Raw genomic sequence first — 13,832 nt, 5'->3', positions numbered from 1 at the left:
GCTGCGTCGGGCCGGTTCGAGTCGGCTGAAGGAAGGTGGCGCAGTGATGACGGCTCCCTCGCCGCTGTTCGACTTCGACGACGCCGGTGCGCTGATCGCGGCCGACATCGACGGCATTCTGCGCATGTCGGCGCTCGGTGGTGCGCAGATCCGAGCGACGGCGTCGGCTGTCGACGAACACGCTCTGGACCGCTTGCACGATCTGCATCCGCGCAGTGTCGTTCTCGTCGGTGGGGACGCCCGGTCGGCCCGTGCCGCCGAGCTGGTCGTCGCGCTGCTGGCCGCGCACGCGACCGTGCCGCTGGTCGCCGCGCCGACCACCCCGACCTGGGTCGGGCCGCTCGACGTGGTGGTGGTCGCCGGTGACGACGCCGGGGACCCCGCACTCGTCGAGTCCGTGGCCGCCGGACTGCGGCGCAGTGCCGAGGTGGTCGTGGACGCACCCGACGAGGGGCCGATCCGCGCCGCGGCCGCCGGCCGGGCGCTGCTGCTGTCCCCGCGCATCCACCTGCCGTCCGCATACGCACTGGCCCGGCACGTCGCGGTGTTCTGCGCGGTTCTGACGGCGATGGCCGCGACCCGGGTCCGCCCGCACGTGCCGGACCTGGCCGATCTCGCCGATGCCGTCGACGCCGAATCCGGGCGCAACCATCCGTCGAACGAGGTCTTCCACAATCCGGCGAAGGCACTCGCCGTGCGCATGCAGTCGCGGCGGGTCGCCCTGGCCGGGGATTCCCCCGTGACGGTCGCTCTCGCCCGCCACGGTGCCGAGATGCTGCTGCTCGGAGCCGGGCTGATCGCGACGGCGGCGGCGCTGCCGGATGCGCTCGCCGCGCGGGACCGGCTGCTGGACACGACCACCGGGACCGGCGAACCGTACGACCCGTTCTTCCACGACGAGCAGCTCGACGGCCCGATCCCGGAGGCGCCCGTACGGGTGTTCGTGCTCAGCGTGGACGATGATCGACGGGCTGCGCAACGTCGCGCAGCAGCGTTACCGGATATGGAATTGGTGTCAGTAGTGGGGGAGACGGAAACGCGGGCAGTGCCGCCCGTGGTGGAGCAGGCCGTGGTGCTCGCCGCCCGGATCGAGATGGCTGCCGCCTATCTGCGTCTGGCCGGGGGCCGGTAGTGCGCCGACTCGAAGGTGCGCTGCGTTCCTACGCCTGGGGATCGCGCACCGCGATCGCAGAGCTGTGCGGGCGCAAGGTCCCCTCCGATCACCCGGAGGCGGAACTGTGGCTCGGCGCACATCCGGCCGATCCCGCGCGGGTGGTCTCGGAGGACGGGGATGCGCCGGCGTCGTTGCTCGACGTCGTCGAGTCCGACCCGCGGGCCCAGCTCGGACCCGGCACGGTGGACCGGTTCGGTGCCCGCCTGCCGTTCCTGCTCAAACTCCTCGCCGCGGAGGAACCCCTGTCGCTCCAGGCGCATCCGAGTGCCGAGCAGGCCGCGCAGGGCTACGCCCGCGAACAGGACCTCGGTGTGCCCCTCGATTCGCCGATCCGCAACTACCGCGATCCGAACCACAAACCGGAACTCGTGGTCGCGCTCACCCGCTTCGAGGCGCTCGCCGGATTCCGCGATGCCCGTCGCACCGTGGAGCTGCTCGAGTCGCTGGGGGTGCCGGAGCTGGACCCCTATGTGGGCCTGCTGGCCGGACAACCCGACTCCGGGGGGCTGCGTGCCCTGTTCACCACGTGGATCACGCTGCCGCCGCGGGTGCTCACCTCGCTGTTGCCCCGGGTGCTCGACGGGTGCGTGACCTACCTCGCGACCAACGGGCGCCCGCGGGTGTTCGCCGAGGAGGTGCGGACCGCGCTGCAACTGGCCGAGTCCTATCCGGGCGACGCCGGGGTGCTCGCGTCGCTGCTGCTCAACCGCATCACGCTGGAACCGGGACAGGGTCTGTATCTCGACGCAGGCAACCTGCACGCCTATCTGAGCGGCATGGGTGTGGAGATCATGGCGAACTCCGACAACGTGCTGCGCGGAGGCCTCACCCCCAAGCACGTCGATGTGCCCGAACTGCTGCGAGTCCTGGACTTCCGTTCCCCGGACGTGCCGATCCTCGAAGCCGTCCCCGCCGGTGCCGCCGAGGTCCGTTACCGCACCCCGGCCCCGGAGTTCGCGTTGTCGCGTCTGGAACCCGCGCCGGGCTCCCCGGTGACACTCGCCCCCTGCGGGCCCCAGATCCTTCTCTGCACGGCGGGGACGGTCCGTCTGGGCTGCGGCGGTGCCGGCGTCGAGCTGACGCCCGGACATTCGGTGTGGATTTCGGCGGCGGACCCGGAACTGACCGTCGAGGCGCTCACCGCCGGAGCACAGGTGTTCCGGGCCCGGCTCGGCGATCAGCCGAGTTTCGGATCAGGCGGCGGGTGATCCGCGCAGGTACCGGGCTGTGGTAGCGGTCACACGCCGTGTGCTGCGTTGACGCGGCATGTCACGGCGTGGCACCGTCGCGACATGTCGATCGTGCACGAGACACCCTCCGCAGACGACTCCGCCGGGGTCGAAGCCCCCGAGGGACGGCGACGCGTGCAGTTCCACGAGGCCAGCCGCATGCTGCTGCGCACGTCGGTGCTCGACGCGATGCGAGAACTGCTGACCGTCCGCGACTGGCCGTCGATCACCATGACCGACGTCGCCCGCCGCGCCGGGGTGAGCCGCCAGACGCTCTACAACGAGTTCTCCTCCCGCCACGGGCTGGCGCAGGCGTACGCGCTGCGGTTGGCGGACCAGTTCGTCGACGCCGTCGACGCGTCGGTCTACGCGCACGTCGGTGACACCCGGGGGGCCTTGGCGGGCGGATTCGCGGCGTTCTTCGTGGACAGCGGTTCCGATCCGCTCGTGCAGTCGCTGCTGCGCGGTGACGCCAAACCCGATCTGCTGCGACTGATCACCACCGATTCGGGGCCGCTGATCGAACGGGCGTCCGGCCGGCTCGCCGAGACGTTCCGGCGCAGCTGGGTGCAGGCGCCGGAGGCCGACGCGACGGTACTGGCGCGGGCCGTCGTGCGCATCGCGATGAGCTACATCGCGATGCCGCCGGAGTCCGACCGGGACGTCGCCGCGGACATGGCGCACCTGCTCGGCCCGTTCCTCGACCGGATCACCGCCGGGAACTGACTCTCCGCGGCGGGATACCGCCCAGTACGGCAGCGGCGCTCGTCGGCATGGTTGTATAGCCTGTTCCACGAACCGACTGCCAACAGGAGAGGCGCTCACACGTGTCCGACAACAAGCTCGTGGCCGACCAGCTGAACGGGATCGACTTCAAGGTCGCCGATCTGTCCCTCGCGGAATTCGGGCGCAAGGAGATCCGGCTGGCCGAGCACGAGATGCCCGGCCTGATGGCGCTGCGCCGCGAGTACGCCGAGGTGCTGCCGCTGAAGGGTGCGCGCATCTCGGGTTCGCTGCACATGACCGTGCAGACCGCCGTGCTCATCGAGACCCTCACCGCGCTCGGTGCGGAGGTGCGCTGGGCGTCGTGCAACATCTTCTCCACCCAGGACCATGCCGCGGCCGCGGTCGTCGTCGGCCCGCACGGCACCGTCGAGGAGCCCAAGGGCGTTCCGGTGTTCGCGTGGAAGGGCGAGACGCTCGAGGAGTACTGGTGGGCCGCGGAGCAGATGCTCACCTGGCCCGGCGAGCCGGCGAACATGATCCTCGACGACGGCGGTGACGCCACGATGCTCGTTCTCAAGGGCGCGCAGTTCGAGAAGGCCGGCGTCGTGCCGCCCACCGACGAGGAGCACGACTCCACCGAGTACCAGGTCTTCCTGCAGCTGCTGCGCGAGTCGCTGGCCGCGGATTCGAAGAAGTGGACCACCGTCGCCCGGTCGGTGCGCGGTGTCACCGAGGAGACCACCACGGGCGTGCTGCGCCTCTACCAGCTCGCCGCCGCCGGTGAGCTCGTGTTCCCGGCGATCAACGTCAACGACTCGGTCACCAAGAGCAAGTTCGACAACAAGTACGGCACCCGCCACTCGCTGCTGGACGGCATCAACCGCGGCACCGACGTGCTCATCGGCGGCAAGACCGCGCTGGTCTGCGGCTACGGCGATGTCGGCAAGGGCTGCGCGGAGGCGCTCCGGGGTCAGGGGGCGCGCGTGTCGGTCACCGAGATCGACCCGATCAACGCCCTGCAGGCGATGATGGACGGCTACGACGTCGTCACCGTCGAGGACTTCATCGGCAAGGCCGACATCGTGATCACCTCGACCGGCAACAAGGACATCATCACCTTCGATCACATGAAGCGGATGAAGCACCAGGCGATCCTCGGCAACATCGGTCACTTCGACAACGAGATCGACATGGCCGGCCTCGAGCGCGCCGCCGACATCACGCGGATCAACATCAAGCCGCAGGTCGACGAGTTCGTCTTCGCCGACGGTCATTCGATCATCGTGTTGTCCGAGGGACGCCTGCTCAACCTCGGCAACGCGACCGGTCACCCCTCGTTCGTGATGAGCAACTCGTTCGCGAACCAGGTCATCGCCCAGATCGAGCTGTGGACCAAGCCGGACGAGTACGACAACGAGGTGTACCGCCTGCCCAAGCACCTCGACGAGAAGGTCGCCAGGATCCACGTCGAGGCGCTCGGTGGCACGCTCACCAAGCTGACGAAGGACCAGGCGGAGTACATCGGCGTCGACGTCGAGGGCCCGTACAAGCCCGAGCACTACCGCTACTGATCGGATTCCGAGAACCGAAGAATGGGCGTTCTCATCGTCGTCGAGGGACTCGACGGGGCCGGTAAGCGGACACTGTCCGCCGGTCTCGTCGAGTCCTGGCGCGCCGCGGGTTCCCGCGTCGCGACCCTTGCCTTCCCGCGCTACGGACGGTCCGTGCACGCCGATCTCGGGGCCGAGGCCCTGCGTGGGCGGCACGGGGACACGGCGTCCAGCGTCGAGGCGATGGCTCTGCTGTGGGCCCTCGACCGGCGTGACGCCGCCGACGAGTTGCGGAAGCTGCTCGCCGACAACGACATCGTGCTGCTGGATCGGTACGTGGCGTCGAACGTCGCGTACACCTCGGCCCGGCGGCATCAAGGGGCCTCGGGTCCCGCCGCCGAATGGGTGCGGGAGATCGAATTCGACCGGTTCGGACTGCCGGTACCCGATCTGCAGCTGCTGCTGAAGGTGCCCGTCGAACTGGCAGCGCAGCGGGCACGTGACCGGGCGGCCGCCGACGCAACCCGCGACCGGGACGCGTACGAACGCGACAGCGATCTCCAGATCCGCACCGGCGAGGTGTACGACGAGCTGGTGCACCAGAAGTGGATGTCGCCGTGGGTGGTCGCCGGACCCGACACCGATCCGGTACAACTCGCCGCACAGATCTCAAATCAGCTTCGGCACGGTGAAGGAGTGACACGATAGACGGTATGAAGCCGAGGATTCTCGTCGTCGACGACGACACCGCGCTGGCCGAGATGCTCACGATCGTCCTGCGGGGCGAAGGTTTCGAACCCTATGTGGTCGGAGACGGCACGCAGGCACTCGGTGCCGTGCGCGAGATCCGGCCCGACCTCGTTCTGCTCGATCTCATGCTGCCCGGCATGAACGGCATCGACGTGTGCCGTGTTCTGCGCGCCGATTCGGGTGTCCCGATCGTCATGCTCACCGCCAAGTCGGACACGGTGGACGTGGTGCTCGGGCTCGAATCGGGCGCCGACGACTACATCGTCAAGCCGTTCAAGCCGAAGGAACTCGTCGCCCGGGTGCGGGCACGGCTGCGTCGCACCGAGCAGGAACCCGCCGAGATGCTGTCGATCGGGGAGATCACCATCGACGTGCCGGCGCACAAGGTCAGCCGAGGTGAGGAACTCATCTCCCTGACCCCGCTCGAGTTCGATCTGCTGGTGGCCCTGGCCCGCAAGCCGCGGCAGGTGTTCACCCGTGAGGTCCTGCTCGAACAGGTCTGGGGTTACCGGCACGCCGCCGACACGCGACTCGTCAACGTGCACGTGCAGCGGCTGCGCGCGAAGGTCGAGAAGGATCCCGAGAATCCCGAGGTCGTGCTGACCGTGCGCGGCGTCGGCTACAAGGCCGGACCGCCGTGATCCGTGCTTACCGACTGCGGCGGCGGATCACTCGAAGGACTCTGCCGCTGCTGAGGTGGTCCCGTTCGCTGAGCAGCTGGCTCGCCCACACGTGGCGCCGGTCGCTCCAGCTGCGGGTCGTGGTGTCGACCCTGACACTGTCGCTGGTCGTGATGCTGGTACTCGGCGTGGTGCTGACCAGCCAGATCACCGATCGGCTGCTCGAAGTGAAGATCAACGCGGCCACCGAGGAGATGGAGCGGTCCCGGACGCTCGTCGAAGGCCAGCTGGCCGGGGCCGACGACTCCGGGTCGCTGAGCGTCCGCCTCGACAGTGCCCGGGCCACGCTCACCAACCGCGGGAGCGACGCGGGCCAGGACACCGGTGTCGCGGGTACATTCGATCCGGTGCTCATCGTTCCCGGCGACGGGCCGCGCGCACCGACGTCGAGCGGCCCCGCCGACCAGATCCCCCAGAATCTGCGGGCCTTCGTGCAGAACGGCCAGATCGCCTACCAGTTCGCGACCGTCGACGATCCCGACGGCTACTCCGGTCCGGCACTGATCGTCGGAAGCCCGACATCCTCGAACATCAGCACGCTCGAGCTGTACCTGGTGTTCCCGCTGGCGGGGGAGGAGAGCACTCTCGCCCTCGTGCGCGGAACCCTGCTCGTCGGCGCGCTGGTCCTGCTGGTGCTGCTCGCCGCGATCTCGATGATCGTGGCGCGCCAGGTGGTCCTCCCGATCCGGTCCGCGTCGCGGATCGCGGTGCGGTTCGCCGACGGCCGGCTCAAGGAACGGATGCCGGTACGCGGTGAGGACGACATGGCCCGGCTGGCGATGTCGTTCAACGAGATGGCCGAGAGCCTGTCGCGGCAGATCACCCAACTCGAGGAGTACGGCAACCTGCAGAAGCGGTTCACCTCGGACGTCAGCCACGAACTCCGGACCCCGCTGACGACGGTGCGGATGGCCGCGGACCTGATCCACGACGGCAGCGACGAACTCGATCCCTCGCTCAAACGTGCCTCCGAACTGCTCGTCGCCGAACTCGACCGGTTCGAGAGCCTGCTCGGCGTTCTGCTCGAGATCAGCCGCCACGACGCCGGTGTGGCCGAACTCGCCGCCGAGCAACTGGACCTGCGCATGTGTGCGCGGGCGGCGGTGTCCACCGTCCGGCACCTGGCCCGCGAGACCGCGACCGAACTCATCGTGGACCTGCCCAACGAACCCGTCGGCGCGGAAGTCGATCCCCGCCGCGTCGAACGTATCCTGCGGAACCTGCTCGCGAACGCGATCGATCACGGTGAGGGCAAGCCGATCCTGCTGCGGCTGCGCGCCGACGACGCGGCCGCCGCCTTCGTGGTCCGCGACCAGGGCGTCGGTCTGCGGCCGGGCGAGGAGAAGCTCGTGTTCAACCGCTTCTGGCGCTCCGACCCGTCCCGGGTGCGACGTTCCGGCGGGACCGGTCTCGGCCTGGCGATCAGCGTCGAGGACGCGAACCTGCACAACGGCAAACTGGAAGCGTGGGGAGAACCGGGCCAGGGCGCATGTTTCCGGCTGACGCTGCCGCGAGAGCGCGGACGCAAGGTCGGCCGCAGCCCGCTGCCGCTCGTCCCGACCAACGCACGTGCCGTGCAGGGCAAGACGCCGCCGGCGACAGCCGAGAGTGCGGCACCTGCCGTCGTCGAACCCGCTCCGCCCGAAGGAGCGACCACATGAGCGACCCGCTGCCGGCGCGCGCGCGTGCCCCGCGGGCCCGTGCCGCCCGTGTCACCGTCCCCGTTCTCCTGTTGACGTTCCTGCTCGCGATCTCGGGCTGCGCGAACCTGCCGGACTCCTCGTCCCCGCAGGCCATCGGCACCATCGCCCGCGAGCCCGACTCCACGGAAGTCGCGGCGCCGGCGCCCGGCCGCGAGCCGGACCTGCTGTTGCGTGATTTCCTGCTGGCCAGCACCGATCCCACCAACCGGCACCAGGCCGCGCGCCAGTACCTGACGCCGGAGATGACGCGTCGCTGGGACGACGCGGCCAGCGCCACCATCGTCGAGAAGGTCGACGTGCTGCCGGAATCCCGCAGCGGCGACCGCGCCACCTATGTGATCCGGGCGACCCGCGCGGGCTACCTCGAAGAAGGGGGACTGTACCGCGCGGACCAGGGCCCCTTCGAAGCGAAGATCACCCTCGTCCGGTCCGACGGCGAATGGCGGATCGACGACCTGCCACCCGGTGTCGTCATGGACCGGCCGCAGTTCCTCAACACCTACCAGCGGCGGTCGCTGTTCTTCGTCGACCCGTCCGGCCGGACCGTCGTTCCGGACCCCCGCTGGATCGCCGGTACCCAGGAGCAGGCCGCGTCCCAGCTTGTCGGGCTGCTCGTCGAAGGCCCGAAACCGTCGCTGGAACCGGCCGTGCGCAACCTGCTCGAGGGTGTCGGCGTCATCGGGCCGATCACCAAGGCCGACGGGCGCACCGCACAGGTCGGTGTGGGACTCGGCGGCATCAAAGTGGATTTCCAGGGGGTGAACGGGCTCGCGAAACAGGACCGTGAGCTGCTCGCCGCCCAGGTGATCTGGACGCTCGCGAACGCCGAGATCTCCGGGCCGTACGTGCTCCTCGCGGACGGGCAGCCGCTCGACGAACGGTTCCCCAACGGCTGGACCACCGCAGACGTGGCGTCGACGAACCCGCTCGCCACCTCCAGCGCGACCATCGGCCTGCACGCCGTGCGCGGCGGCGGCCTGGTCAGCGTCGCCGAGACGGGTGTCACTCCCGTGCCCGGATTCTTCGGTCACAGCACCGCCCTGCAATCCGTCGCCATCTCGCACGACGGGCAGCTCGTCGCCGGCGTCGTCGGAACGGGACGACCCGAGCCGGAACCGGCCGTCGAGCTGATGATCGGCGGGTACGGCGACGGGGCAGCGATGCGCGCGGCGGAAGGCAGCTCGATCAGCCGGCCGTCGTGGTCGATCGACGACAACTCGGTGTGGGCGGTCGTGGGTGGCACGTCGGTCGTGCGCGTGGTCCGTGAACCCGGGACCGGGCGGGTGACCGTGATACCGGTCGAGGCGGGCGACATCCTGGCCCTCGGCGGCCGGATCACCGAACTGCGCCTGTCGCGCGACGGTGTGCGCGCCGCCCTGATCGTCGACGGCCGCGTGTACTCGGCGACCGTCGTCCAGCTCCCGAACGGTGAGTATGCCCTGACGAGTCCCCGCGAGATCGCCGTCGGGCTCGGCAGTCCCGCGCTCTCGCTCGACTGGAGCACCTCGGACACGGTGGTCGTGGCACGGGCGGCGTCCGACATCCCGGTCGTCCAGGTCGCGGTGGACGGGTCGCGGATGGATGCGCTGCCGAGCCGGAACCTGACCCCGCCGGTCGGCGCGGTCGAGGCGTCGACGACCACCGAGTTCGTGTCGGATTCCCGGGCGGTGTTCCAGCTCAACAACAGCGATCCCGCCGGCGATCGCTACTGGCGTGAGGTTCCGGGCTTGGCGGGACTGACCGCGATCCCGGTACTGCCGGGCTGACGGGCGCCCGCGCACCCGGCGGCGTTCCGCGTGTCGGTGCCGTCGGGCACAGTGTGGCCCATGCTGCAGGCCCTGCTGGACCTCGTGCTGCCCGTCGAGTGCGGCGGCTGCGGCCGGCCAGGGACCCAATGGTGCCGGTCGTGTGCCCGCGCCCTCGGTGATGCACCTGCGACCGTGCGGCCTCGCGTCGATCCGGGTGTTCCGGTGTGGACGCTCGGGCCGTACCGGGGCTCGCACCGGCGCGCGGTCGTCGCCGCGAAGGAACACGGCCGCCGTGATCTGGCGGAGCCGCTGGGTGTCGCTCTCGGCGCGGCGATCGTGCGGCTGCGCCGCTGGGGGGAGTTGCCGGCCGGACCGTTGAGCGTCGTGCCCGCCCCGACCCGGGCGCGTGCCGCCCGGGCCCGCGGTGGGGACCCGGTGACACGGGCCGTGCGGGCTGCGGCGGCGCACGATCGCGCATTGCGGGTGGTGCCGGTCCTGGAGACCGCGCGCGGTGTCCGGGACTCGGTGGGTCTGTCCGCCGCGCAGCGGCACCGTAACCTCGCCGGGCGGGTACTGCTCCGCCGCGGCGCGGGGGTGCCGCGGGAGCGACCGGTGCTTCTCGTCGACGACGTGCTGACCACCGGTACGACTGCGGCGGAGGCCGTGCGGGTACTCGTGTCGGCCGGTTTCCGGCCCTGCGGTGTGCTTGTGATTGCTGCCGCGTGAGTGGGCGCGAGTGAAATTCAGCGGAACGGTGGCACTCGCACAGGTTACGTACTACCGTCGCCCTCAGGCCCGGAAAACACTGGTAGACGGGTGGAAACGTTCGGTCCGCCTGTTCCGGGTGGAGCGCCTGGGGCGCTCATCGATCATGCCGGTGCGCGGGTTGCGCCGGCCGTACTCGGGAGGTACGAGTGACGACCCCTTCGAAGTCCAAGGTTTCCGCTGCAGAGATCGACGGTGACGCCGCCGGCCCCATCGCGGACATCGTTGTCAAGGGACGCAACGTCGAGGTTCCGGACCACTTCCGGATCTACGTGTCCGAGAAACTCGCCCGATTGGAGCGATTCGATCCGACCATTTTCCTGTTCGATGTCGAACTGCAACACGAGCGCAATCGCCGCCAGATGAAGAGCTGCCAGCGGGTCGAGATCACCGCCCGCGGCAAGGGCCCCATCGTACGTGCCGAGGCGTCCGCCGACAGTTTCTACGCGGCGTTCGAGTCGGTCACCGCCAAGCTCGAATCCCGCCTGCGGCGCACGAAGGATCGCCGCAAGGTCTCCTACGGCGACAAGACTCCCGTCTCCGTTGCCGCCGCCACCGCGGCACTCGCGCAGGACGATTCGCTCGGCATCTCGCCGGATCTGTCGCACGACCTCGAAGCGGACAACGAAAGCGGCCCCGGCCGGATCGTCCGGACGAAGGCACACAAGGCCGAGCCGATGACCGTCGACGACGCCCTGTACGAGATGGAACTGGTCGGCCACGACTTCTATCTGTTCCACGACAAGGAATCGGACAAGCCGTCGGTCGTCTACCGCCGGCACGCGTTCGACTACGGCCTGATCAGCCTGGCCTGAACGCCCGGTCGGAGCGGTCGCGATCGCAACCGCTCCGGCCGAACGCCTACCATGGAATCCGGCCGGGGACCGACGAGGCCCTCGGCCGGATTTTCTTGTCCGTGCACGAACCCGAGATTGAGGACGAACACCCAGTGCTGTCGCTGACGAAGCTGCTCCGAATCGGTGAAGGTCGCATGGTCAAGCGACTCAAGCACATCGCCGAGCACGTCGAATCCCTGTCGCCGGAGTTCGAGGCGCTCACCGACGCGGAGCTGCGCGCGAAGACGGACGAGTTCCGCAACCGGTACGCGGACGGGGAGACCCTCGACGACCTGCTGCCCGAGGCGTTCGCGGTGGCCCGCGAAGCGTCCTGGCGGGTGCTCGGCCAGAAGCACTACACGGTGCAGATCATGGGTGGTGCGGCGCTGCACTTCGGCAACATCGCCGAGATGAAGACCGGTGAGGGCAAGACCCTCACCTGTGTGCTGCCGGCCTACCTGAACGCCATCTCGGGTGACGGTGTGCACGTCGTGACCGTGAACGACTACCTCGCCAAGCGCGACTCCGAGTGGATGGGCCGCGTGCACCGCTCCCTCGGCCTGAGCACCGACGTGATCCTGTCCGGGCTCACCCCGGCGCAGCGCCGCGCGGCCTATGCCGCGGACATCACGTACGGCACCAACAACGAGTTCGGGTTCGACTACCTGCGCGACAACATGACGCACTCGCTGGACGACCTGGTCCAGCGCGGACACAATTTCGCGGTGGTCGACGAGGTCGACTCCATCCTGATCGACGAGGCCCGCACGCCGCTGATCATCTCCGGCCCCGCGGACGCATCGAGCAAGTGGTACTCGGAGTTCGCGCGGATCGTGCAGATGCTGAAGCCGGAGACCCACTACGAGATCGACATCCGTAAGCGGACCGTCGGCGTCCACGAGGCGGGCGTCGAGTTCGTCGAGGACCAGCTCGGCATCGACAACCTGTACGAGGCCGCGAACTCGCCGCTGGTGAGCTACCTGAACAACGCCATCAAGGCCAAGGAGCTCTACACCAAGGACAAGGACTACATCGTCCGCGACGGCGAGGTCGTCATCGTCGACGAGTTCACCGGCCGTGTCCTGACCGGCCGCCGCTACAACGAGGGCATGCACCAGGCGATCGAGGCCAAGGAGAAGGTCGAGATCAAGGCCGAGAACCAGACCCTCGCGACGATCACGCTGCAGAACTACTTCCGGCTCTACGACAAGCTCTCCGGCATGACCGGTACCGCCGAGACCGAGGCGGCCGAGCTGCACCAGATCTACGGTCTCGGCGTCATCCCGATCCCGACGAACCGCTCGATGGTCCGCGTCGACCAGGGCGACCTGATCTACAAGACGGAGGAAGCCAAGTTCGCCGCGGTCGTCGACGACGTCGTCGAGCGGCACGAGAAGGGTCAGCCGGTCCTCATCGGTACCACCAGCGTCGAACGCTCGGAGTACCTGTCGCGGCAGTTCACCAAGCGCGGTATCGCGCACAGCGTGCTCAATGCGAAGTTCCACGAGCAGGAAGCGCAGATCATCGCCGAGGCCGGACGGTCCGGTGCGGTGACCGTCGCGACGAACATGGCCGGGCGCGGTACCGACATCGTGCTGGGCGGCAACCCGGACATCCTCGCCGACATCGCGCTGCGTCGCCGCGGCCTGGACCCGGTGCACACACCCGAGGACTACGAGGCCGCGTGGGACGACACGCTCGAGAAGATCAAGACCGAGGTCAAGGAGGACGCCGAGAAGGTCAAGGCCGCCGGCGGTCTGTACGTCCTCGGCACCGAGCGGCACGAGTCCCGGCGTATCGACAACCAGCTGCGCGGCCGGTCCGGACGCCAGGGCGATCCCGGCGAGTCCCGGTTCTACCTTTCGCTCGGCGACGAGCTGATGCGCCGATTCAACGGCGCCGCGCTCGAATCGATCATGACGCGGCTGAACCTGCCCGACGACGTGCCGATCGAGGCGAAGATGGTGTCCAAGGCCATCAAGAGCGCGCAGACGCAGGTCGAGCAGCAGAACTTCGAGATCCGCAAGAACGTCCTCAAGTACGACGAGGTGATGAACCAGCAGCGCACCGTCATCTACGCCGAGCGCCGCCGGATCCTGCGCGGGGAGGACCTCGAGGGTCAGGTCGAGTCGATGATCCACGACGTCGTTGCCGCGTACGTCGACGGCGCCACGTCCGAGGGCTATGTCGAGGACTGGGATCTCGAGCAGCTGTGGACGGCCCTCGGGACGCTCTACCCGGTCGGAGTCGACCACAAGGAGCTGGTCGCGGCGGACGAGGACCTCGGCCGTGACGAGCTGCGTGCCGTCCTGCTCGACGACGCACAGCAGGCGTATGCCCGGCGGGAGGCCGAGATCGAGCAGATCGCGGGTGAGAGCGCGATGCGCGAACTCGAGCGGCGGGTCCTGCTGTCGGTCCTCGACCGCAAGTGGCGTGAGCACCTCTACGAGATGGACTACCTCAAGGAAGGAATCGGGCTGCGCGCGATGGCGCAGCGCGACCCCCTGGTCGAATACCAGCGGGAGGGCTTCGACATGTTCACGGGCATGCTCGACGGCCTGAAGGAGGAGTCGGTCGGGTTCCTGTTCAACCTCCAGGTCGAAGCGGGTCAGCCGCAGGCACCGGCGACGGGCGGAGTCAGCGTGACTGCGGCGTCCGCCGCCGCGGCCGC

At 69.1% G+C, this 13,832-nt stretch carries 11 protein-coding genes; all 11 read left to right on the top strand.

Translation table 11 applies throughout. The annotated features are described in order from the left end of the window. Positions 1-46: 46 nt before the first annotated feature. Positions 47-1,132 carry a tobH protein gene (locus A8G15_RS00055; protein ID WP_068154152.1) on the top strand — a complete coding sequence of 362 codons (1,086 nt, stop codon included), beginning with the start codon at positions 47-49 and terminating at the stop codon, positions 1,130-1,132. After that, a complete protein-coding gene (gene manA / locus A8G15_RS00050) occupies positions 1,132-2,382 on the top strand; it encodes a mannose-6-phosphate isomerase, class I (protein WP_068154151.1) in 1,251 nt (416 codons plus the stop codon). Before A8G15_RS00055 ends, manA begins: the two co-directional genes overlap by 1 nt. 84 nt (positions 2,383-2,466) lie before the next feature. Continuing rightward, positions 2,467-3,129: a TetR/AcrR family transcriptional regulator gene (locus tag A8G15_RS00045; protein WP_068154150.1), complete on the top strand. Its 663-nt coding sequence runs from the start codon at positions 2,467-2,469 to the stop codon at positions 3,127-3,129. Positions 3,130-3,230: 101 nt separating this feature from the next. Next, positions 3,231-4,700: an adenosylhomocysteinase gene (ahcY, locus tag A8G15_RS00040; RefSeq protein WP_068154149.1), complete on the top strand. Its 1,470-nt coding sequence runs from the start codon at positions 3,231-3,233 to the stop codon at positions 4,698-4,700. A gap of 21 nt (positions 4,701-4,721) precedes the next feature. After that, complete coding sequence (locus A8G15_RS00035) at positions 4,722-5,387, top strand: dTMP kinase (protein WP_068154148.1); 666 nt, start codon at positions 4,722-4,724, stop codon at positions 5,385-5,387. Continuing rightward, on the top strand, positions 5,384-6,070 hold the full coding sequence (gene mtrA / locus A8G15_RS00030) for an MtrAB system response regulator MtrA (protein WP_211270094.1): 687 nt from the start codon (positions 5,384-5,386) through the stop codon (positions 6,068-6,070). Before A8G15_RS00035 ends, mtrA begins: the two co-directional genes overlap by 4 nt. Continuing rightward, on the top strand, positions 6,067-7,770 hold the full coding sequence (gene mtrB / locus A8G15_RS00025) for an MtrAB system histidine kinase MtrB (protein WP_082899562.1): 1,704 nt from the start codon (positions 6,067-6,069) through the stop codon (positions 7,768-7,770). Before mtrA ends, mtrB begins: the two co-directional genes overlap by 4 nt. After that, positions 7,767-9,578, top strand: a complete 1,812-nt coding sequence (lpqB, locus tag A8G15_RS00020) for an MtrAB system accessory lipoprotein LpqB (protein WP_068154144.1) — start codon at positions 7,767-7,769, stop codon at positions 9,576-9,578. Before mtrB ends, lpqB begins: the two co-directional genes overlap by 4 nt. Before the next feature lie 60 nt (positions 9,579-9,638). Beyond that, positions 9,639-10,286 carry a ComF family protein gene (locus tag A8G15_RS00015; RefSeq protein WP_068154142.1) on the top strand — a complete coding sequence of 216 codons (648 nt, stop codon included), beginning with the start codon at positions 9,639-9,641 and terminating at the stop codon, positions 10,284-10,286. A 188-nt stretch (positions 10,287-10,474) separates the two neighbouring features. Continuing rightward, on the top strand, positions 10,475-11,140 hold the full coding sequence (gene hpf, locus A8G15_RS00010) for a ribosome hibernation-promoting factor, HPF/YfiA family (RefSeq protein WP_068154140.1): 666 nt from the start codon (positions 10,475-10,477) through the stop codon (positions 11,138-11,140). 176 nt (positions 11,141-11,316) lie between these two features. Next, positions 11,317-13,832 (top strand): preprotein translocase subunit SecA (gene secA, locus A8G15_RS00005; RefSeq protein WP_068154420.1); only part of this gene is annotated, 2,516 nt, incomplete at its 3' end.

Source organism: Rhodococcus phenolicus (assembly GCF_001646785.1).
In the GTDB taxonomy this organism is placed as follows: Bacteria; Actinomycetota; Actinomycetes; order Mycobacteriales; family Mycobacteriaceae; genus Rhodococcus; species Rhodococcus phenolicus.
The sequence above is the reverse complement of the archived record's forward strand: the minus strand, read 5'-3'. Positions and strand labels throughout refer to the sequence as shown.

What these genes read in the sequence shown, in the direction of transcription:
- A8G15_RS00045 (WP_068154150.1), top strand. Translation starts at nt 2,467, where the DNA reads ATGTCGATCGTGCACGAGACACCCTCCGCAGACGACTCCGCCGGGGTC.
- A8G15_RS00055 (WP_068154152.1), top strand. Translation starts at nt 47, where the DNA reads ATGACGGCTCCCTCGCCGCTGTTCGACTTCGACGACGCCGGTGCGCTG.
- A8G15_RS00015 (WP_068154142.1), top strand. Translation starts at nt 9,639, where the DNA reads ATGCTGCAGGCCCTGCTGGACCTCGTGCTGCCCGTCGAGTGCGGCGGC.
- lpqB (WP_068154144.1), top strand. Translation starts at nt 7,767, where the DNA reads ATGAGCGACCCGCTGCCGGCGCGCGCGCGTGCCCCGCGGGCCCGTGCC.
- A8G15_RS00035 (WP_068154148.1), top strand. Translation starts at nt 4,722, where the DNA reads ATGGGCGTTCTCATCGTCGTCGAGGGACTCGACGGGGCCGGTAAGCGG.